General features: G+C 56.0%; 18 protein-coding genes and 1 pseudogene. 6 read left to right on the forward strand and 13 right to left on the reverse strand.

What is annotated here, in order from left to right:
- Nucleotide 1 precedes the first annotated feature (1 nt).
- Nucleotides 2–1,444: a uroporphyrinogen-III C-methyltransferase gene (locus tag P8S54_RS10690; RefSeq protein ID WP_281441734.1), complete on the forward strand. Its 1,443-nt coding sequence runs from the start codon at nt 2–4 to the stop codon at nt 1,442–1,444.
- Nucleotides 1,441–2,727 carry a heme biosynthesis HemY N-terminal domain-containing protein gene (locus P8S54_RS10695; RefSeq protein WP_009098238.1) on the forward strand — a complete coding sequence of 429 codons (1,287 nt, stop codon included), beginning with the start codon at nt 1,441–1,443 and terminating at the stop codon, nt 2,725–2,727. The genes P8S54_RS10690 and P8S54_RS10695 overlap by 4 nt, the downstream gene beginning before the upstream one ends.
- 79 nt (nt 2,728–2,806) lie before the next feature.
- Here P8S54_RS10695 and P8S54_RS10700 read toward each other — a convergent pair whose 3' ends face one another.
- Complete coding sequence (locus P8S54_RS10700; RefSeq protein WP_281441735.1) at nt 2,807–3,250, reverse strand: universal stress protein; 444 nt, start codon at nt 3,248–3,250, stop codon at nt 2,807–2,809.
- 280 nt (nt 3,251–3,530) lie between these two features.
- On the opposite strand from P8S54_RS10700, the gene P8S54_RS10705 reads away from it, so the two are divergent.
- A complete protein-coding gene (locus P8S54_RS10705; protein ID WP_281441736.1) occupies nt 3,531–4,433 on the forward strand; it encodes a LysR family transcriptional regulator in 903 nt (300 codons plus the stop codon).
- On the opposite strand, the gene P8S54_RS10710 is transcribed toward P8S54_RS10705, so the two are convergent.
- The 10 genes from P8S54_RS10710 to P8S54_RS10755 all read right to left on the reverse strand — a co-directional run bounded on the left by P8S54_RS10710 (nt 4,430) and on the right by P8S54_RS10755 (nt 14,810).
- Nucleotides 4,430–5,605 (reverse strand): benzoate/H(+) symporter BenE family transporter, encoded by a 1,176-nt coding sequence (locus tag P8S54_RS10710; protein ID WP_281441737.1) that lies wholly within the window; start codon nt 5,603–5,605, stop codon nt 4,430–4,432. The genes P8S54_RS10705 and P8S54_RS10710 overlap by 4 nt on opposite strands.
- Before the next feature lie 204 nt (nt 5,606–5,809).
- Nucleotides 5,810–7,054, reverse strand: coding sequence for a benzoate/H(+) symporter BenE family transporter (locus P8S54_RS10715; protein ID WP_281441738.1), 1,245 nt, complete (start codon nt 7,052–7,054; stop codon nt 5,810–5,812).
- A gap of 103 nt (nt 7,055–7,157) precedes the next feature.
- Nucleotides 7,158–7,958 (reverse strand): benzoate diol dehydrogenase BenD, encoded by an 801-nt coding sequence (gene benD, locus P8S54_RS10720; protein ID WP_281441739.1) that lies wholly within the window; start codon nt 7,956–7,958, stop codon nt 7,158–7,160.
- Nucleotides 7,955–8,980 (reverse strand): benzoate 1,2-dioxygenase electron transfer component BenC, encoded by a 1,026-nt coding sequence (benC, locus tag P8S54_RS10725; RefSeq protein WP_281441740.1) that lies wholly within the window; start codon nt 8,978–8,980, stop codon nt 7,955–7,957. Before benC ends, benD begins: the two co-directional genes overlap by 4 nt.
- Nucleotides 8,981–9,004: 24 nt before the next feature.
- Nucleotides 9,005–9,493: a benzoate 1,2-dioxygenase small subunit gene (gene benB / locus P8S54_RS10730; RefSeq protein ID WP_281441741.1), complete on the reverse strand. Its 489-nt coding sequence runs from the start codon at nt 9,491–9,493 to the stop codon at nt 9,005–9,007.
- A gap of 28 nt (nt 9,494–9,521) precedes the next feature.
- A complete protein-coding gene (locus P8S54_RS10735) occupies nt 9,522–10,889 on the reverse strand; it encodes a Rieske 2Fe-2S domain-containing protein (RefSeq protein WP_281441742.1) in 1,368 nt (455 codons plus the stop codon).
- A gap of 75 nt (nt 10,890–10,964) precedes the next feature.
- Complete coding sequence (catA, locus tag P8S54_RS10740; RefSeq protein ID WP_281441743.1) at nt 10,965–11,939, reverse strand: catechol 1,2-dioxygenase; 975 nt, start codon at nt 11,937–11,939, stop codon at nt 10,965–10,967.
- Nucleotides 11,940–11,995: 56 nt separating this feature from the next.
- Nucleotides 11,996–12,286, reverse strand: coding sequence for a muconolactone Delta-isomerase (gene catC / locus P8S54_RS10745; RefSeq protein WP_281441744.1), 291 nt, complete (start codon nt 12,284–12,286; stop codon nt 11,996–11,998).
- Between the two features lie 74 nt (nt 12,287–12,360).
- On the reverse strand, nt 12,361–13,482 hold the full coding sequence (locus tag P8S54_RS10750) for a muconate/chloromuconate family cycloisomerase (RefSeq protein WP_281441745.1): 1,122 nt from the start codon (nt 13,480–13,482) through the stop codon (nt 12,361–12,363).
- A gap of 413 nt (nt 13,483–13,895) precedes the next feature.
- Nucleotides 13,896–14,810 carry a LysR family transcriptional regulator gene (locus P8S54_RS10755; protein ID WP_281441746.1) on the reverse strand — a complete coding sequence of 305 codons (915 nt, stop codon included), beginning with the start codon at nt 14,808–14,810 and terminating at the stop codon, nt 13,896–13,898.
- Nucleotides 14,811–14,987: 177 nt separating this feature from the next.
- Between P8S54_RS10755 and P8S54_RS10760 the strand changes: the two genes are divergently transcribed.
- From P8S54_RS10760 to P8S54_RS10770, 3 genes are read left to right on the forward strand one after another with little or no spacing between them, the layout of a single operon-like run.
- Complete coding sequence (locus P8S54_RS10760; RefSeq protein ID WP_281441747.1) at nt 14,988–15,200, forward strand: hypothetical protein; 213 nt, start codon at nt 14,988–14,990, stop codon at nt 15,198–15,200.
- Complete coding sequence (locus tag P8S54_RS10765) at nt 15,193–16,647, forward strand: sodium:solute symporter family protein (protein WP_281441748.1); 1,455 nt, start codon at nt 15,193–15,195, stop codon at nt 16,645–16,647. Before P8S54_RS10760 ends, P8S54_RS10765 begins: the two co-directional genes overlap by 8 nt.
- Before the next feature lie 19 nt (nt 16,648–16,666).
- Nucleotides 16,667–17,968 carry an amidohydrolase gene (locus tag P8S54_RS10770; protein WP_281441749.1) on the forward strand — a complete coding sequence of 434 codons (1,302 nt, stop codon included), beginning with the start codon at nt 16,667–16,669 and terminating at the stop codon, nt 17,966–17,968.
- Nucleotides 17,969–18,548: 580 nt separating this feature from the next.
- Here the strand turns inward: P8S54_RS10770 and P8S54_RS10775 are convergent.
- Nucleotides 18,549–19,591, reverse strand: a pseudogene (locus P8S54_RS10775) (IS110 family transposase).
- A gap of 32 nt (nt 19,592–19,623) precedes the next feature.
- Nucleotides 19,624–19,995 carry a nuclear transport factor 2 family protein gene (locus P8S54_RS10780; RefSeq protein WP_281441750.1) on the reverse strand — a complete coding sequence of 124 codons (372 nt, stop codon included), beginning with the start codon at nt 19,993–19,995 and terminating at the stop codon, nt 19,624–19,626.
- Between the last annotated feature and the right edge of the window lie 21 nt (nt 19,996–20,016).

Here is a 20,016-nt window from a genome sequence, read left to right on the forward strand (position 1 = left end):
GATGAGCAAACAACTAAACGATCAGGAAGGCGTACACAAGACGTCTGCCGATGCATCCCAAGAGGGCGCTAAGCCGAGCGATACCGCCGTGCCCGCCTCTTCCAACAGCGAGCCTGCAGGGTCAAGCACTACCTCAGCATCTTCCTCCTATGCCGCTAAGAACAGCCGTTCCCGGCGGCGTAATAAAGGCGGCCACCAACCCGCCGATTCTAAGCAAGACACCACAAGCGCCGCACCTGTAGCACCACACAGCGGTGCCAAAAAAGATGAGCCTGCCCCCAAACAGGCAGCGGGTACGAGCACCGCGAGCGCAAGCGCAAGCCCCAAAGGCGCCTTCACGCCGCCGCCCACTAACAGTGGTGGTGGTGACCGCCACTCGGGTAGCGACAGTGGCAACGGCGGCAACAGTGGCAAGAGCGGCATGCTCGCCATTGTGCTGGTGATTATCCTGGCGGTGGCATTAGTACTGGTTGCTTGGCAAGGCTGGCAGCGCCTGGATAGTCAACAGCAGCGCATTGATGCGCTGACTCAGCAGACTGAAGACAGCGCCTCCCAGCAGGCCGTTAGCGACCTTGAGTCACGTATCGAAAGTGGCGAAGCAGAGCGCAGTCAGGCGCTGGAAAGCACCTTGAGCGATCTGCGCAGTGAACTTGACACTTACCGCAGTGACGTCGACGAGACGCTGGATCAAGTGCTGGCCCAGCTATCCCAAGAGCAGGAAACCGACGAGCGCGACTGGCTACACGCAGAAGCCGCCTATCTGCTGCGCTTAGCCAACCAGCGCCTGCAGCTTGAAGGTGATGTCGATGGTGCAGCCGCCCTGCTTAACACCGCCGACGCCCGCCTAGTGGACGCCGACAACCCGGCACTGACCTCGGTACGCCGTGAAATCGCCAATGAGCTGGCCGCCCTTGATGCGGTACCCCGCGTAGACCGCACCGGTATCTATCTGGCGCTGAACGCCCAGCAGGAACGCATCGCTGGCCTGCGCCTTTCCCAGGAAGTGGAAGAGCGTGCCGTTACCTCTAGCATCGAGCAGCCGCCTACAGGTACCTTCCAGCGCCAGCTAGCACGCTTTGGCGAAGAGTTAAAAGATCTTGTCGTGATTCGCCATCACGACGAAGCGTTGGAAACGCTGATTACTCCAGAGCAAGAGACCTATCTGCGTCAAAGCCTGCGCCTAGTGCTTGAGCAGTCGCAGCTCGCCTTACTCAAAGAAGAGCAGGAACTTTACGAAGCGAGCCTTGATAAAGCCCTGGGTCTACTTAACAGCTACTACGACACCGATCGTGACGAGACCCAAAGCGTCATTAATCGCCTGCAGGAGCTAAAGCAAACCGAGGTGAAGCCAGAACTGCCCGATATCAGCGCGTCACAGCAGGCGCTAGCGAACTTCATTGAAAACCGCTTTGAATCGCGTCGCCAAGGCGGAGGTGACGCATGAGAAAGCTCATTCTTCTTATCGTCGCAGGCCTTGCAGTAGGTGCCCTATTTGGGCACCTAATGATGGCGGTGCCTGGCTACTGGTTAATTCGTGTCGGTGAAACATCGGTACAGACCTCCTTCTGGTTTGGCCTGGTACTGCTACTCGCCGCCTTCCTTGTGCTGCACTTTGCCCTGCGGCTTTTAAGCGGCATTATTCGTCCCGTGGGTAACTTTCGCACCTGGAACAGCCGCGCCCGCAATCGCCGCGCCATGAAACGCACGGTGCATGGCTTAGTGGCCCTTACCGAAGGCCGCTTCAAAAAAGCTGAAAAAACTCTGGTTAACGCTGCCAATGACTCCAGCACCCCGCTGGTTAACTACCTTTCAGCGGCGCTGGCGGCACACTACCAAGGCCACCATGTTAAGTCTCAAGAGCATCTTAACAAGGCTCAGCTAACTACCGAAGGCGCCGACACAGCGATTGGCCTGATGCAGGCGCAGTTGATGATCGACCGTCAGCAGCCCGAAGAAGCACTGGCGATTCTTAATCGTTTGGATAAGCAGCTGACCAACCACCCTCAAGTGCTCAAGATGCTTAAGCAGGTGCATCTCAGCGTTAACGATTGGGAGGGGCTACGCCACCTGATCCCGCGCTTAGCCGCACAAAAGCTGATTACTCAGCAAGAGCGTGAGCAGCTGGAGTTCAAGGCCTACCGTGAACTGATTGTGTTTGAGGCCAAGAACCCCACCAATATCGAGCGCGTACGGGGGTTATGGGCCGATATGCCGGACTACCTGCGTGGGAATACTGAGCTGATCGTGCTCTACACCGAGGCGCTGCTCCAGTCGAACGAAGAGCCTATTGCTGAACGGCTGCTCAATCACTCGCTGGACCACCACTGGGATGCACGCCTGGTAAAACGTTACGGCTTGCTTAACGTAGACGCAGCGCGCCAGCTGGTGAAAGCAGAGAAATGGCTGCAAGAGCGCCCCAATGACCCAGAACTGCTGTTAGCCTGCGGGCGCCTATCGCTACGTATTGGCCAGTGGGAAAAAGCGCTGGAATACTTTGAAGCTAGTCAGCGCCAGCGCCCCAATGGTGAAGTATGTGCCGAGCTTGCCCGCCTCTACGCCAGCATGGGCGAGCATAATAAGAGCCAGCTCTACTACCGCCACAGTGTAGAAATGCTCGCCAAATCGCTGCCATCGCTGCCACAACCCAGCGACGCCAGTGACAGCAAACCAAGTGATCAAAAAGATAAGGCGAGCGATCCTAAGATCACAAAGAAGAAAAGCGCTTAATCATCTTTAAGCGTTATTAGCATTACCTAAAAAAAGGGTGCCCGCTTAAACGGGTACCCTTTTTTATGACTCACACCAGCTACTGGCTCGCGGTAATAACATGGCACTTGGCGAGGTGGCTCACTTTGTGTGACACACTGCCAATAACAACGCCGCCTAAATCACTTAACCCGCGACTGCCCATGACGATAGCATCCGCATGGCACTCCTCAGCGGTGGCTAAAATCACCCGTACCGGGTCGCCTTGTACCAACTGATTCTCCACCTGCCGAGCGCCATACGCTGCGGCTGATTTTGCCGCGTGTTCTAACAGCTGCTTACCTAGCGCTTCGCGCTCACCATTGGAGGCCTCCGCATTGACAGCGCCAAGCCCCCAGACCAATGTCGCCGCATACGTCAGCGCTTCGGGCACATGCAGTAGGTGAAGTGTTGAATCGCTGCCCTCTAAAAGCTGACAAGCAATACGTAGCGCGTGCTGAGAATGGGCAGAGCCATCGACCGGTACTAAGATACGTTGATACATAATTGAGTCACTCCTGTGGTGTCTTTTATTATTACTAAAGTCGTAGAAAATATATAATTTTCAAACGCTTAAATACTGATAGGGTTACTGCCTTGTATAGATAGCGTTGTGGTCTCGATATACTCAATGCGGCTCACCCTTGCCAAGCCATTAGCACTACATCAGCAGGGGCCTGCAGCGCTAATGCGAGGCGGCTGACGTGGGGCACACGGTTAGCTTGTAAGTAACCCCGTGACAAAACCAATATTGTTTAAGTTGCTGCTCATACCTAGGAGGTATCATGGAACTACGCCACCTGAGGTACTTTTGTGTGGTTGCCGAAGCGCTTAATTTCACCTGTGCCGCTGAGCGCTTGCATATGTCCCAGCCGCCGCTTTCACGACAAATTAAACAGTTAGAGCAAGAAGTGGGTGCCGAGTTATTTGAACGCAGCTCCCGGGGCTTGCGCCTAACACCGGCGGGCGTGTTTTTTCAGCAGCATGCGCTTCAAATTTTAGAGAAAGTAGACGCAACCACAGAAGCCACACGACGCATGGCACGCAGCCAGCGCACGCTGTTTGGCATCGGCTTTGTGCCGTCGGTGTTTTATGGGCAACTGCCCACGCTGGTGCGCGATTTGCGCCAAAGGGACAACCTTGAACTCTCGCTGGCTGAGCTGACGTCTGTTCAGCAAATTCAAGCGCTAAAGGCAGGAAGAATCGATATCGGCTTTGGTCGGTTGCGCATCGATGACCCCGAAGTAGAGCAGGAAATTCTGTTCAACGAGCCCTTGGTAGCCGCCCTCCCCCTCGGCCACCCGCTAGAGGGCACCACCCCCAACTGCGAAGCGCTAGCACGCTACCCACTGATTATTTTCCCTGCCAAGCCCCGCCCTAGCATGGCCGATATGATCCTGGGGATCTTTCGCCGTCAGCGGCTAAAAATAGACGTTGTGCAAGAGGCGAATGAGCTACAAACAGCATTAAGCCTCGTGGCCTGCGGCATTGGGATTACGCTGGTACCGGAGCAGGTCAAACGCGTTCAGCGCGAAGGCATTACTTTCGTTTCGCTTGAGGATAAGTCGCTGACCACCCCGGTAATCTGTAGCCGCCGACGTGGTGAAAAACCCTCACCCATCATGCAAGAAGCCAATGCGATCTTAGAAGTGCTGGTCGAGAACCGCCGCACGGGGCGTTACCCCTAGCCTGAGTGACGAAAGCGCCGATGCAGCAAGTTATAGGCCAGCGCCCCAACGACTACTCCCCAGAAGGCCGACCCCAGGCCTAAAAAGCTGATACCTGACGCCGTCGCGATAAAGGTAATCACCGAGGCTTCAAGATGGCTCTTTTCAGCGGCAAACGCGCTGACATTACTGGTAATGGCGCCAATCAGTGCAAGCCCCGCCAGCACCGCTATAAACTCCGCCGGTAATGAGGTAAACAGCGCCACAATGGTGCCAGCAAAAATACCACCGATCAGGTAGAAAACCCCGTTCGCTACCCCCGCCACATAGCGCTTTTCTGGGTCTTCGTGGGCCTCTTTACTAGTGCAGATAGCCGCCGTTATTGCCGCAATCACCGTGGTAATACCGCCAAAAAAGGCGGTAATAAACGAGGTCAAACTCGCTATCGTGATAATCGGCTTAGCCGGGGTGGTATAGCCCGCCGTACGCAGTATGGCCATGCCCGGTAAAAACTGCCCTGTTAGGCTGACCAGCACAAGGGGAATCGCCAAGCTTAGCGTGGCATTCCACGTCCACTCAGGGCGAATAAACTGCGGCTCAGCAAGCTGTAAGGAAACACCCTCAAGGCTTGCACCTTCCAAACCCACCGCCAACGCAACGCCCGTCACCAGAAGCAGCACCAAGCTATAGCGGGGCGTTAGCCGCTTAAACACGAGGTAGGCGATGATCATACCAACCGCCAGCGTAGGCACACTCTCTAATGCAACGAACACGCCCACACCGAACTGAAACAGAATGCCCGCCATCATGGCGCTGGCAATGCCCGGCGGAATTAAACGAATAATGCGGTCAAACGACCCAGTTACACCAATGACAAAAATAATCAGCGCCGCGGTTAAATAAGCGCCCACCGCTTCATTTAGCGATAGCCCAGGGAACAGGGTGACCAGCAACGCAGTGCCCGGTGCTGACCACGCAGTGACCACCGGAACTTTCAACCACAAACTAAGCACAATGCCCGAAATAGCCGCCCCGATTGAAATCGCCCAGACCCAGGAGGTCATCATCGCACTTGAAATTTCAGCACTCTGTGCCGCCTGGAAAAAGATAGCCAGTGGGCCGGAGTAAGAGACTAGCACCGCCACAAAACCAGCGGTAATGGCGGGTACCGACCAATCCTTATGAATACGCATACACAACGTCCCAGCGGGTTAAAGGTGAGTTATAGGTATCAAACAACACAGACGTAATAAGCCAAAAAGGCACCTTTAATCGTTCTTTCAAAAGAGAGAGCGCCAACGCCTAAAGCAGCTGAAAAAAGACCCGTACGACGTGAGCAGGTACGGGCCAAGGAGAATCTCTAATCAATCGTCTAACAACGGCAGTGCTGCCTAATCTCAACCGCTCTTTTCAAGCGCATTACGCGCAAACACAAACTCAAAGTCTTTTGTCTCGAAGATTATTGAGACCACAACGCCCAGCACCAGCGCCCAGAACGTGGCACCGATACCTAAGATTTGCAGGCCCGAGGCGGCAATCAAAAACGCGAACAGCGCGCCTATTTCGTGCTTTTTACCGGCAAAGGCAATGGACATAGACGAGGTAATAACGCGCATCAGCGCAAGCCCGGCGATAATCGCGATAAAGTAGCGCGGCGTGGCTTCCAGCAGGCTAACCACATAGCCGTAAAAGGGCGCTGCCACGATAAAGATCGCTCCCGCCACCACGGCAGCGACCCAGCGTTTGTCGTGGCTGCCAGCCTCAGGTGACGAGCAGATACCGGTCATCGGCGCGGCAATACAGGTGCTGTGCAGGTTGAAAAATGCCGACACCATGGTGCCCACACCCCCCACCGCGGTAATCGCGTTGGCAGGCACCTCTTTATAGCCCATGCCCTTCACCAAGCCAACGCCCGCGGGGGTTTCCATTCCCACTAGAATAATCGCCAGCGGCAGGCCGTAGGTTAGAAAGGCACTGAGCGTGAACTGAGGAACAATAAACTCAGGGAAACGGATCGTTGCTTCAATGCCTGACAGGTCAACACCGGTCGCTATCAGATAAAGGATGCCTGCCAACATAGCGACAACTAGCGGTGGAATTTTACGGAAGAGGCGTGCGGAGATGAAAAACGCCAGGATCATAATGGAAGCGGGCACAATCGCGCTTTCCAGCGGGCGCACCATATTGAGACCAAAGCTCAGCAGCATACCGGCCACCATGCCCATCACAATCGGCATCGGGATCAGCCGCATGACGATGCCCATCACCCCCGTCAAACCCGCTACCAGCGCGATGGCTCCTGCGATCAGGCTGGCACCAAGTGCAGCCTCCAACCCCACCACCGGAATCACCGCCGCAAACATCAGCGCGCCAGGAATCGAGTTAGCCATGGGTAGCGGCAAACGGTAATAGGCGGGCATAAATAGCCCAAACAGCCCGTTAATCATTAGGTAACTGATAACCCAAATCATAATGAAGGAAGAGTCTAGGCCCGCAGCGGTGCCTGCGCTGATGTGCACAACGCCCACGCTGAGGCCCAAGATGCCTGCCACTAGGCCGGTACTGGCGTTATCCACGTTAATGTCGCGCAGGAAGTCGCGGGGCGCATGCCTTAGGCTGACGCCTTTCTCGATATGTTTCACGGTGTGCTCCAGGGATCGTTATATTTGACGTTATTGTTAGCGTTTAATGGTCTGAACACGGCGGTTTAGTTATTGAGTTTGCACAGCCAGTGGTTAGGCAGGTTTAGCCAAGGTCACCACCTGCCACAGGCACAACGCTGCCGGTGATGTAGCTCGCGTCATCAGAAGCCAGGAACAAAATAGGCGCGACCATTTCATCCAGCGTGCCGTAGCGCTTCATCAGGCAGCTCTGTTTGGTCTGGTCGATATGTGCTTGAAACCAGGCCTGCTCGGTCTCGTTTTGCGGCTCCGGGGTGCCCCGGGAGATACGCCGTGGCGGCGCTTCGGTGCCGCCGGGCGCTGTTGCCACCACGCGGATGCCGTGCTCGGCAAACTCAAAGGCCAGCGAGGCCGTCAGCGCATTCACACCGCCTTTGGCCGCCGAATAGGGAATACGGTGAACCCCCCGCGTCGCCGCTGAAGAGACATTGACGATGACACCGCTGCCCTGCGCCACCATCGTGGGCAGCGCGGCGCGGCAGCACCATAACGTAGGCATTAACGAGCGCTGTATTTCGGCGCTAATTTGCGCCTCGGTAAACTCGGTGAACGGCTTGAAGTTAATTGCCCCGCCCACGTTGTTGATCAAAATATCGACTCGACCAAATGCCGCCTTTGCCGCCTGCATCACCTGCTCGGCACCGGCCCAGGCTTCGAGATCGGCCTGCACCGCCATCACCTTGTTATCTTCGGCCTGTAGGCCGGCGACCACCTCGTGGATATCGTCGGCGCGGTCAACCAGCACCAAATGCGCACCTTCAGCAGCGGCACGTTCGGCCAAGCGTCGCCCAATCCCTTGGGCGGCACCGGTAATCACCATCACTCGGTCTTGAAAACGCGGGCCGTTAACGGCTGAGTTGCTCATGCGCTTTCTCCCACCTGGTTCGGGGTGAACTTTTCGTAGTGGAAGCTCTGGGGCTTAATACCTTCGGCATCAAAATGCTTGAGTACCGCATCGACCATCGGCGGCGGACCGCACAGATAAACGTCCACATCGCCGTCGTGCATGACGCCCGCATCCATGTGGTGGGTGACGTACCCTTTACGCGGGTGAGCGCTGGCCTCGTCTACCACCACGGTGGCATAGGTGAAATTAGGCAGTTTGGCTGCAAAGGCATCCAACGCATCCACCATGACCAAATGATCGTCTTTGTTAACGCCATAGATCAGATGGATTGGGGCGTCGCAGCCCTTCTCGACCAATTGCGCCAACATAGAGAGAAACGGCGCTAACCCCGTTCCACCCGCCAACATCAGCACCGGGCGGGTGACATCACGGAGATAGAAGCTGCCGAGCGGCCCGGTTAGGGTCAGGCGATCGCCCACGGCTGCCCGCCCACCGAGATAGCCACTCATCACCCCGTCAGGGATATTGCGAATCAGGAAAGTGGCGCGCTTTTCCCCCGGCAGAGAGCTAAACGAGTAGGAGCGGTGCACCTCGGTACCCGGCACATCAATATGTACGTACTGGCCGGGGAGGAAGGTGATCTCAGCGCCTTCGTCCAGCGCCACCGCAAGCTCGATGCTGTCCTCAGAAAGCTGTTCGACCCCAGCGACCGTGCCCTCAACCTTGCCTACCTGCGTTTTACACAGCGTTGAGGCGACCGGCACTTGAATAACGCAGTCCGACGAGGGCACCATTTGGCAGGTAAGAATCTGACCTTCCGCGGCCTCCTCATCAGACAGCGCTTCTTCCAGGTACTCATCGCCCATCTCAAACTCACCCTGTTCGCAGTGGCCTTTGCAGGTGCCACATACGCCGTCAGAGCAGTCCATGGGTAGGTTGACCTTTTGCCGGTACGCGGCGTCCAGCACCGTTTCGCCTGCTTTACAGCCAATAAAACGGGTGACGCCGTCTTCAAAGTTGAGGGCAATGGTATAGCTCATGGTTGAATCTCCTCCCACCTCACGTCACACGTGGTAAACGTCAATGACCTGATGGATATAGTCGTTATTGAGTTGCACGACTTTTCTTGTGATAAGCGGCGTGCCACCGGACACGTCCAGGGTGTAAAACGCGGTACCAAAGAACTGATCGGTGACTTTGTAGCGGTGGCTAAGCGTGTGCCAGTTGAAGCGCAGCTCAACCTTATCGCCCTCTTGAGCGAGCACTTCGATATTGCTGATTTGATGCGTGGTACGCGGCTCTGGCGTGCTCGCTCCGCTGCGCTCGGTCTTGATGCGGTAAACGCGGTCTTCTAACCCTTCGCGGTTGGGGTAGTAGATCAACGAGATCTCGCTGTGCGGGTCGCGGGTCAGCTGGTCATCGTCGTCCCAAGCGGGCATCCAGAACTCAGCGTCTTGGCGGTAGCAAGCCAGCCATTCGTCCCACTGGCGGTCATCCAGCAGGCGCGCTTCGCGGTATAGGAAAGCTTGGATGTCGTGATAGGTGATGCTCATAGTGGTGTCTCCCCGGGTCACTCGGCGCTTAGGCGGATGCGGTGGCGATGAACTGGCTACGCTCTTTGTCAATCGCGCGCAGCATTTCGTCGACCCAGTGCTTGTGGTGCAGCACGTAGAGGCCTTCGTCTTCCGGTGAGGCACCGCTGAGCAGAGGCTTCATGTCGATGGCCTGGGCATTTTCGTCAGCGCCTTCGATCCACTGCTTGGCGCCGCGAGAAAGATCGTTCCATTCAGCTAACGCGCCGTTGTAGCCTTCTTGGCAGGCGCGAAACTCTTCAAGATCGTCGGGCGTGCCCATACCAGAGACGTTAAAGAAGTCTTCGTACTGGCGGATACGCACTTCTCGGTTCTCAGCTGACTCACCTTTGGGGGCGAAGCAGTAGATGGTGACTTCGGTTTTGTTGACGTCGACGGGGCGCAGCACGCGTATTTGCGTGGAGAACTGATCCATCAGGTAGACGTTGGGGTAGAGGCACAGGTTACGCGTCTGGTTGACGATAGAGTCAGCGCGGGCCTCGCCCAGTTGCTCCTGGATCCACTCTTTTTGCTGGTAGACCGGGCGCACTTCCGGGTTAAGCAGACGGGTCCACAGCATCATGTGGCCGTTTTCGTAGGAGTAGAAGCCCCCTTTGCTCTTCGACCAGCCGTCGGCATCGACGGCTTTGGTGCCGCCGGCATCATAGTTGCGGCGCTCCATGGTGGAGGCGTAGTTCCAGTGCACGGAGCTGACATGATAGCCATCGGCGCCGTTTTCGGCCTGCAGCTTCCAGTTACCGTTGTAGGTGTACGACGAGGTGCCGCGCAGGATCTCAAGGCCTTCAGGGGCCTGGTCAACGATGTTGTCGATGATCTTGGTGGTTTCACCTAGGTGCTGCTCAAGCGGCTGAACATCGTCGCTTAAGCTGCCAAACAGGAAGCCTTTGTAATTTTCAAAACGTGGCAGGCGTTTGAGGTCGTGGGAACCGTCCTCTTTGAAGGCATCCGGATAGGCACCGTTCTTCTCGTTTTTAGCCTTCAGCAGCTTGCCGTCGTTTTTGAAGGTCCAGCCGTGGAACGGGCAGGTAAAGGTGCCTTTATTACCACGCTTACGGCGGCACAGGGTCGCGCCACGGTGGGCGCAGGCGTTAATCAAACCGTGCAGTTCACCCTGTTTATCGCGGGTAATAATCACCGGCTGGCGACCCATGGTGACGGTCATGTAGTCGCCCGGTTCGGCGATTTGGCTCTCATGGGCCAAGAACAGCCAGTTGCCTTCGAAAATGTGTTTAAGCTCAAGTTCGAAAAACTCGGGATCGGTGAACATGCTGCGGTGGCAGCGGAAGATGCCCTGGTCAGGGTCGTCTTGTACAGCGCCGCGAACGCGGTTTTCGAGTTGATCAAGTTTTGTGGTCATGATCGCGCTCCTCGTTATTGTGGGTCGTACTAAGGCGGGCCCAGGGGCAGGCCCGCTGACATCAAAGCGTGAGGCTTAAACCTTGGCAGTGCCTGCTAGCTGGCTAGCGAGGTCGTGTTCGTCTTCTTTGGCACGCGGGCGGGCATGACGCACTTGCAGTTCAGGCGCCTCGGTTTTTGCCAGCTCGACGTCAAATACAACTTCGGAGAAGGGGCCGTCTAACTCGCGCTTGGCGATGGCATCTTGGTCATTGATTTTGTTTGCCGGCACCACCAGCTCTTCACGAGTGGCGAATGCAAAATCGTCATAAGTGTAGGGGTCACCGGCGAGATTGATCTGGGTGGTCAGGTGCTGATGGCCCGGTGCAGAAACGAAGTAGTGAATATGCGCAGGACGCTCGCCGTGACGGCCAAGTGACTTGAGCACTACATCGGTGGGAGCACCTTCCGGCACGCCGTAGCCAGACGGAATAATGCTGCGTGCGGTGTAGCGGCCTTCGCTGTCCGCATAAATCGTGCGGCGCAGGTTGTACTCGCTTTGGGTTTGGTCAAAGAAGGAGTAACCGCCTTTGGAGTTAGCGTGCCAAATCTCCACCTTGGCGCCAGCAATCGGCGTGCCGTCCACGTCGCGCACTTGGCCCGTTAGCCACATGGTTTCACCGTCGTTGTCCTGGCCATCGTCCATGCGCGCAAAGCCTTCCGCTTCCGGGGCGCCAGCCACATACAGCGGGCCTTCAATGGTGCGCGGCGTGCCGCCGGTACGCTTGGCTTCCGCGTCAATGGCGTCTTGGCGCATATCGAGGAAGTGGTCAAAGCCAAGCCCTGGCGAGAGCAGGCCAAACTGCGTCTGGCTACCCAGGGCGTTAAGCAGATTAACGCCCGCCCAGTACTCCTCTTCGGTGACGTTGAAGTCATCGATCAGCTTAAACAGATCAGACACGAGACGGTGTACGATCTGCTTCGCGCGGTCGTTGCCACCGGTTTGGTCAAGACCGGCAATGGTGTTTAGAAACTCTTGTACTTCTGGCGTGTTAAAAATCTTCACGGTCATGGTGATATCCTCATGTTGTTATGGGGTGTTGCGCTTATGGGGGATTGCGTGTGTGCCTAGCTATCGTCTTCACGCACGGAAGAGGGGTGGCGACACAGCGGTTTAACGCTGATCTCCATATAGGGAAACAGCGGAAGATTGCTGACCAGCTCCTGAAGCTCGGCGTTGTCTTCCACATCAAAAATGCTGACGTTCGAGTAGCTACCTGCCACCCGCCACAGGTGGCGCCATTTGCCTTGGCGCTGCAGGTCTTGGGAGTAGGCTTTTTCAGTCGCTTTAATCTCTGCCGCTTGCTCGGCGGGCATATCGGTTGGCAGCTTTACGGTCATTTCGACGTGATACAGCATGATGTTCTCCTCCTCGGTACTTGCGTGACTTAGCGCTTGCGTGACTTAGCTCTTTGACTCAGCGCTTAGGCGCGTTAATCGTTACGCGAATAGTGCGCAAGCTTGTCTTCATCTAGCGTGATACCCAGCCCTGGCCCGGCGGGCAGGTCGACACCAAATGCGTGGTAGTTGAGCGGTTCAACGACGATGTCGTCTTTCAGCAGCAGCGGGCCGAACATCTCGGTGCCCCATGCCATGTCCGGCAGCGTGGCCCAGGCATGGAGTGATGCAGCGGTGCCGATAGTGCCTTCCAGCAAGGTGCCGCCGTATAAGCCAACGCCCGCCGCTTGAGCCACATGAGCAAGCTCTAACACGCCGTAAACGCCACCGGATTTCGCAATTTTCAGGGCAAAGGCACCGCTGAAGCCGCCACTCACTAGGTCAAGCCCGTCGCGGGCATCCTGCACCGCTTCATCCGCCAGCATCGGCACGTTAAAGCGGTTGGCGAGGCGGATCAGGCCAGCGTGTTCACGGGCGGGAATCGGCTGCTCAATCAGCTCAATCCCAGCGTCTTGCAGCGCCTGGATACCGCGTACCGCAGTGGATTCATCCCACGCCTGGTTAACGTCCACACGTACGCTGGCACGATCTCCCAGTGCGTCTTTAATAGCCGCCACATGACGAACATCCTGCTCAACTGGGTTGGCGCCGATTTTTAATTTGAAATCGCAGTGGCGGCGCTGCTCTAAGCGCAGCAGCGCTTCGTCGATATCTTTCGCGGTATCGCCGCTGGCCAGCGTCCATAAAACCGGCAAGTGCTGTTGGCGCGCACCGCCGAGCAGGTCGGCCACGCTGAGCCCCAAGCGTTTGCCTTGGGCATCCAGCAGCGCGGTTTCCAGCGCCGATTTTGCAATCATATTGCCGCGGGCATGGCGGTTAAGAAGGGAGCGTAACTGGTGAATATTGCTAGAGGGCTGACCCAGCAGCAGCGGGGCCAGGTAGGTATCAATATTGCGCTTAATGCTCTCGGGGCTTTCTGGGCCATAGGCCAAGCCACCGATAGTGGTGCCTTCGCCGACCCCTTCAATCCCATCGGAATGGCGCATGCGCACGATCACCATCGTTTGGCAGGCCATAGTGGTCATTGAGAGCTTATGGGGGCGGATGGTCGGCAGGTCGACCAGCAGCGTCTCAATGTGTTGGATGACGGTTGACATGGCGGCTCCAGCATCTAGCGATTAAGTAACTAGGCTGCAGTTTGGTGACCGCCGGTGCTTGAAACCAATATTGTTTAAGTGCCTCTCCATACTTTAAAAGTATTGAACGCATTGGCATTCATGTTACTCATTAATCTGACACAACACTTGACGAGTTCTATAAAATACAAATAAATTATTATTTATCAAACATTTATAAAAAAAATCAGCGCTTTCTGTGGTGAAAAACACAAAAACGGCGCAACGACACGCTGCACCGCAAAACACTAAATAAGTATGATCGCGATTGATAAGACCTTGAAACGTCATCGCCCTTGACGCGGCTGCTGTCAGCCATTTACTGCAACGTCACCATTTCTTGGCGACATTACGCTAAACATCGCTGTTGCGACAAAAGACTAATACAAACTCACTTAGGGAAAATTTACTGCAGCGCCTCCACCAAACTGCTCCGCCGCTAACTGGATAAAATTATCCAGCACGGGCGACACCTCACCCCCGCGCCACGCCAGCCACAGCGGCATAGCGCAGGTGGTTAACTCCTCTAGCTCGATAAAGCAGATGCCTGGCATTGGGTGACAGCGGCTTGCAGCAGGCACAATCGCCACCCCTAAGCCTGCCGCCACCATACTCAAAATGGTGAGGTTATCCGCGCCATACTGCACCACTCGGGGTTCAAACTTCAGCCGGGCAAAGTGCGCTACCACGCGGTCGTAGTAAATTGGTGAGATACTGCGATACCCCCACACAAACTCAGCATCGGCCAGTGCCGCCAGGCACGTGGGCGGCGAGCCCGCCCAAGACGATGTATCGGGCACCGCCAGCAGCAGGTGGTCGTGCTGCAGTAAGCGCGCCTCAATACCTTGGGGGGCGTGCTCATCCAAGTAGAGAATGCCGGCATCAAGCCCACCCTGCTGCAGCTTCTCTAATTGGGGGCCGGAGAGCAGTGGAAAAACATCCAAGGCCACCTGGGGATAACGGCCGCGATAGCCCCCCATCAGCTTGGCGACCTCTGGCAACCATAAATGGGTAACCGTGACCCCCAAGCTCAGTTTGCCGGTTTGCCCACTGCCCAGTGCTAATAGCCGCGCCTTGATATCCGCCCGCTCGTCCAACAGCCGAGTGGCTTCACTGTAAAGTGCTCGACCCGCCACGGTTAAGCGAATACCTCGGGCGTGACGATCCAACAGCTGCGTCCCCACATCATCTTCCAATAGCCGCATCTGGCGCGTCAGCGCAGGTTGGGCCACGTGTACCCGACGGCTAGCCGCTGAGATTGAGCCGCTCTCCACCACGGCGATAAAGTACTCCAGCTGGCGAAACTCCATGGGCGAACTCGCTTACGTTGTTTTTCAAAGTGGCTCACATGGCATGCTTTATGAGGGCGCTTTTCCATACCAATATGATATGGCAAGCATCTAAAATCTATATTTCTGGTATCTGCCCGCTTGTTTCATAGTGAGCGAACAACCCATAAAAAGACTCGTAAGCGAGCAGGACACCTGATGACCAAGACTTACCACCTACTAACCGGGCTGCACTTTACGCTGTGCACCCTGGCGATGATCTGGCCCGGGGCGTTAATCGCTAACCGTATTGAGCCCACCGTGTTTGGCCTACCCTTTCTCTTTTTTTGGTACATCCTCTGGATGCTGATCCTATTTATCGGCATGTGGGTCGCCTTTGTGGTTCGCCACGGAGGTAATCGCCATGACTGATTCTGTCATTGTTGTCGGCATTACCCTGACGTATTTGGCCCTAGTACTGTGGGTGGGGTTGCGCGCACGAGGCCAGCAAAACTCTAGCCTAGAAGGCTATGTGGCCGGTGGCCGCCATGTCGGCGTCGTCATCCTGTTTTTCATTCTAGGGGCAGAGATTTTTTCAGCCTTTGCGTTTCTTGGCGCACCGGGCTGGGCCTACCAGCACGGTGCGCCCGGCTTCTATATTCTGGCCTATTTATCGCTGGTACCGATCACCATTTGGGCCATGGGCCCGCGCGTGGCCAAACTGGGCCGCGAGCGCGGCTACTTAACCCAAGGCGATATGATTGCCGACCACTACCAAAGCAAATCGCTGGGGTTACTGGCCGGGGTAATCGGTGTATTGGCGCTAGTGCCTTATCTGACCATTCAAATCGCCGGTGCCGGGCTGCTGTTTCAGGCGGCCACCGATGGGTTAATTCCTTTCTGGCTCGGCGCACTGCTGGCCTTTTTAGTAGTGGCTGCTTACGTTTTTTGCAGCGGCCTTAACGGCATTGGATGGACCAACTTAGTTCAGGGCATCATGATGATCGCCATCGCTTGGTTTCTGGGGCTGTCCATTTCCGAGCGCCTTTATGGCGGCGTCGGCGAGATGTTTAGCCAAATCCAGCTAACCATGCCCGAATACCTCACCATGCCCGGCGCTACCGGTATGAACTGGGGCTACTTCAGCACCGCAGTATTGGTCAGCGCCTTTGGCGGCGCCATGTGGCCACACCTGTTTATGAAGTTCTATTCTGCCGACAGTGGCAAAACGCTGCGCAAAGTCAGCGTTTTCTACCCGCTTTATGCCTACCTGCTGGTGCCGCTGCTGTTCATCGGCTTTGCCGGCATTCTCGCCTTTGCCGACACGCCCTTAGAGCGCTCGGATACGGTACTGCTTCGCATGGTGATGGACGTGGCTAATTTCTCGCCCTGGGTGATTGGCTTGATGCTCTCCGGCGCGCTGGCTGCGGCCATGTCCACTGGGGCCAACTTGGCCCACACCGCCGCCGTCGTATTAGTGCGTGACGTGGTCGGCCCCACGTTAATGAAAAATGCCAGCGAAAAAGCCGTGGTCAGCGCGACCCGCTGGAGCGTGCTGGGGCTATCGTTGATTGCTTACCTTTGCGCCCTGGCTAACCCCGCCTCGCTGGTGCTTTTGTTACTGGGTGCCTATGGGCTCATCGTGCAGCTGTTCCCCATGGTGATTGGCGCACTGTTTATGCCGCAGCTTAGGCGCGCCAGCGTGATGGCCGGGGCGCTGGTCGGCAGCCTTGCCTACCTGATGATGGAGTTTGTCTGGAGTTCGCCGCTCAACTGGCACGCCGGGGTCTGGGCAATGCTGCTTAATGTCGGTGTGGTGGCTGCCTTCCAGTGGCTTGTCAAACCCGCACTTGCTAAGCCAACGCCTACCCACCGCTAAATGGCTGACGGAGATGACCATGACTACCCAGACCGATCGTATGAATGTAAAGGGCGCCGTGAGCGCCCAGGTTAATGCCGCCTTTGCAGAGGTGAAGGCGCTGTACCAACAGCTGCACCAAATGCCTGAGCTACCCTTTCAGGAGTACAAAACCAGCGCGCGGCTGGCTGAATCCCTGGAAGCCCTTGGCTATACGGTCACTCGCAACGTGGGTGGCACAGGTGTGGTCGCGCTGCTGCGTAACGGCGAGGGGCCAACGGTGATGCTGCGCGGCGACATGGATGCGCTGCCCATTAAAGAAGCGACGGGGCTCGATTACGCCAGCAACGAAACCGCTACCGCTGCAGATGGCAACGAAGTACCGCTGATGCACGCCTGCGGTCACGACCTGCACAGTAGCTGCATTGTGGGTACGGCAGCGGTTATGGTGGGGCTAACTGCGCAGTGGTCGGGCACCTTGATGCTAATTTGCCAGCCCGCCGAAGAGATTTTTGGCGGCGCCAAGGCCATGCTGGCGGACGGGCTTTACGAGCGCTTTCCACGCCCCGACATTATTCTTGGCCAGCATAATATGCCTGCGCGAGCGGGCACCATCGGCCATCGCGCCAACAGCACCATGGCTGCCTGCACCAACTTGGCAGTGACTATTCACGGAGCGGGGGGCCACGGCTCCATGCCTGCACAAACGGTCGATCCGGTGGTGATTGCGGCCCACGTGGTCACCCGCCTCCAGAGCATTGTCTCCCGCGAGGTGCCGCCGGAGGAGACCGTCGTGGTCACCGTGGGTAAACTGCATGCGGGCACCCAGGCCAATATCATTCCCCACACAGCCGAGCTCGAAATTAATATCCGCAGTTTTGACAACACGCTGCATCGCCAAGTCGTGGCGTCGATTGAGCGGATTATTCGCGCTGAGTGCGACGCTGGCCGTGCTCCCAAGCCACCAGCGTTCCAGGTGCTTAACGAAACCATCGCCCTGCACAACGACCCCATGGCCGTTGAGCATGTTCGCAGCGCCCACGCCGAGCACTTTGGCGATACCAACCTCTTCGACATGCCGCGCTTAAACGGCAGTGAAGATTTCCCGTTTTTGGGCAATGCGGAAGCGGGTGGGTTTGGCGGAGACGATATCCCCTACGTTTACTGGTTTATCGGCGCGACCCCCGCTGAGCGCTGGGCAGAAACACCGGGAACGAGCGTTTCACAAAAAATGCGTCATCTTGAAATGCCGCATTCGCCCTACTATTTTCCCGGCAACGACATAACCCTGCGCACCGGCATGGAAGCAATGGCAACCGCCGCGTTGGCATATTTAGCCTAACCAGGCTAAAAGCCTTAACCGTCTAGCAGCGGTTAAGGCTTGGCCCACGCCGCCCGCATACTATGGGCGGCGGTTTTGTTGGTAATCTGCCAAGTGCCATCGACCTTTAACACCTATGAGCCTTCTCTCTGTCAATAGGCCGCAGTGTTTTTTATTGGCCGCGTCAGCGGCCAATGGCAAGTCCCTGAGCTAGTGATCCTACTTCATCTGTCATCGTTGGCTGTGAGTGGCTTACAGCAAACACCTATTGAGGCTCTCTTAACGTGGTGGTTTACCACTGCCAGACCGGGTTGCTCCTTGCAGGTGGGTCTGGGGCACTAGACATTCATCGGTTAACCAGCCTCTGTCCTATTCAAAAAGCGGGTTACTTTACAGTCCCAGTTAGTTTCAGGTTCAGCGCCGGTGTAAGCCCACTCGCTCAGGGTATTGGTGCACGCCAGCAGGATGGATAATCAAAGCGACGGGCTTCGAGTTGGGTGTAGAAGTCGGGGTTCAGATCTCAAAATCAGTCAACAGACACCCTATTTCAGCACACTCCATGATGATCCAGTTAGACGTTGATCATCAGCCTGCTGCGTGACTAACTCGTTAAAAAGCGTTGTTCATCAAACACCTTCTCGTTCTTTAACATGAAATAGACCGCACGCCCGAGCTTGTGGGCCAGAGCTGATAACGCTTTGGCTTTACTCATGCGTTTCTGGAAGCGTTGCAACAGCTTTTGTGCGCCTGGATTGCTGCGCAGATAAAGCACCGCAGCCTCAGAAAAGCCCACTTCAGATGGGCATTACCAATCTTGTTGCCCTGGGTGCCATAGGTCTTACCGGCCGATTCGGCTTTGCACTTGATCAGTCGGGAATAGGAGGCGAACTTCTGGACAGATTCAAAACGTCGAATATCACCCACTTCATACAGAATAGTGAGGGCCAGAATACGGCCAACGCCGGGAATGGTTTTTAATAAGTGGTAGTAGGTCGGCTGATGCTTTTTGGCCTGCTTTTCCAATAGCCATTCCACCTGGCTTAGTTCCCGGTGGTAGCACTCTAAAACGGCCATATCTAGATCGATATTGCGCTGAACGAGCGGGTCATCAAAGGTTCTGCCTAGTTGCTCTCTGGCACTGACATTTTTTAAATTGACCTTGTTGGGTGGCAGGTTGTACTGACTCGTGGTGTTGACCACATGAGCTTTGAGATCCGCGCCGTGGCGAACGAGTCCAGTTCGACGGCGAAGCAGGTCACGGGTAGCTCGCATGCTGCGTGGGTAGACATATGCAAGGGGAAAATTACCGCCTCGAATAAGCGCCGCAATTTTGTAAGAATCCACGCGGTCATTCTTGGTTTTACCACCATGAATGGCCTTCATATAAAGGGCATGGCCGAGAATGAAGGTAATGCCCTGGTCTTCACAGAAATCAGCGATCCAGTACCAGCAGTGCATGCATTCGGTGCCGATGACCAGATCGTCCAGGTAAGGTTCGATCAGATGAAGCAGAGGTTCTGGTTTGGCTGGAATCTCTTTATGCAGAAGGGTTTCGCCCTGCTGATCCAGGATGCAGACATATAAGCTACGGGCATGCAGATCAATTCCACAGTAGTGACGGTGAGTGCTATTGTAAAAGTTCATTGAGTCTTCTCCTGTTAGGTTTGGTCGCCTTTTCAGCTTAGCCAAACGGGCTGAGCTGGGGGAGAAGGCTCAATGAGTATCAAGGCAATCACGTCCACCCAGGAATCTTCCAGGTTGTCGCTATTATCAAAACCCAGCAGCACGCTGGCGACCTCTCCTGCTTGAGTCACCGCTATAAAACGGCTCTTCACAGCACGGCGACTCTTTGCCCAGCGCTCGAAGCGATCGCTGATTAAATCCGTTGCTAACGCACCCTCCGCATCCAGCACAAAAATCCAGGCGTCCTTATGAAACGCTTCCTCCAGCTTTTCTCTACCCCCCTGAAAGCCATCAACATACAGCTGCACAACGCGCTTAATTTCCTCGATCTCGGGCGCATCGCCCACGACAGTGGTCTCCGTCATCACATCACTCCTGCGTAGTCG

This window comes from Halomonas sp. M1, assembly GCF_029581375.1.
GTDB lineage: Bacteria > Pseudomonadota > Gammaproteobacteria > Pseudomonadales > Halomonadaceae > Vreelandella.

What these genes read in the sequence shown, in the direction of transcription:
- P8S54_RS10690 (WP_281441734.1), top strand. Translation starts at nt 2, where the DNA reads ATGAGCAAACAACTAAACGATCAGGAAGGCGTACACAAGACGTCTGCC.
- P8S54_RS10695 (WP_009098238.1), top strand. Translation starts at nt 1,441, where the DNA reads ATGAGAAAGCTCATTCTTCTTATCGTCGCAGGCCTTGCAGTAGGTGCC.
- P8S54_RS10700 (WP_281441735.1), bottom strand. Translation starts at nt 3,250, where the DNA reads ATGTATCAACGTATCTTAGTACCGGTCGATGGCTCTGCCCATTCTCAG.
- P8S54_RS10705 (WP_281441736.1), top strand. Translation starts at nt 3,531, where the DNA reads ATGGAACTACGCCACCTGAGGTACTTTTGTGTGGTTGCCGAAGCGCTT.
- P8S54_RS10710 (WP_281441737.1), bottom strand. Translation starts at nt 5,605, where the DNA reads ATGCGTATTCATAAGGATTGGTCGGTACCCGCCATTACCGCTGGTTTT.
- benD (WP_281441739.1), bottom strand. Translation starts at nt 7,958, where the DNA reads ATGAGCAACTCAGCCGTTAACGGCCCGCGTTTTCAAGACCGAGTGATG.
- benC (WP_281441740.1), bottom strand. Translation starts at nt 8,980, where the DNA reads ATGAGCTATACCATTGCCCTCAACTTTGAAGACGGCGTCACCCGTTTT.
- benB (WP_281441741.1), bottom strand. Translation starts at nt 9,493, where the DNA reads ATGAGCATCACCTATCACGACATCCAAGCTTTCCTATACCGCGAAGCG.
- P8S54_RS10735 (WP_281441742.1), bottom strand. Translation starts at nt 10,889, where the DNA reads ATGACCACAAAACTTGATCAACTCGAAAACCGCGTTCGCGGCGCTGTA.
- catA (WP_281441743.1), bottom strand. Translation starts at nt 11,939, where the DNA reads ATGACCGTGAAGATTTTTAACACGCCAGAAGTACAAGAGTTTCTAAAC.
- catC (WP_281441744.1), bottom strand. Translation starts at nt 12,286, where the DNA reads ATGCTGTATCACGTCGAAATGACCGTAAAGCTGCCAACCGATATGCCC.
- P8S54_RS10750 (WP_281441745.1), bottom strand. Translation starts at nt 13,482, where the DNA reads ATGTCAACCGTCATCCAACACATTGAGACGCTGCTGGTCGACCTGCCG.
- P8S54_RS10755 (WP_281441746.1), bottom strand. Translation starts at nt 14,810, where the DNA reads ATGGAGTTTCGCCAGCTGGAGTACTTTATCGCCGTGGTGGAGAGCGGC.
- P8S54_RS10760 (WP_281441747.1), top strand. Translation starts at nt 14,988, where the DNA reads ATGACCAAGACTTACCACCTACTAACCGGGCTGCACTTTACGCTGTGC.
- P8S54_RS10765 (WP_281441748.1), top strand. Translation starts at nt 15,193, where the DNA reads ATGACTGATTCTGTCATTGTTGTCGGCATTACCCTGACGTATTTGGCC.
- P8S54_RS10770 (WP_281441749.1), top strand. Translation starts at nt 16,667, where the DNA reads ATGACTACCCAGACCGATCGTATGAATGTAAAGGGCGCCGTGAGCGCC.
- P8S54_RS10780 (WP_281441750.1), bottom strand. Translation starts at nt 19,995, where the DNA reads ATGACGGAGACCACTGTCGTGGGCGATGCGCCCGAGATCGAGGAAATT.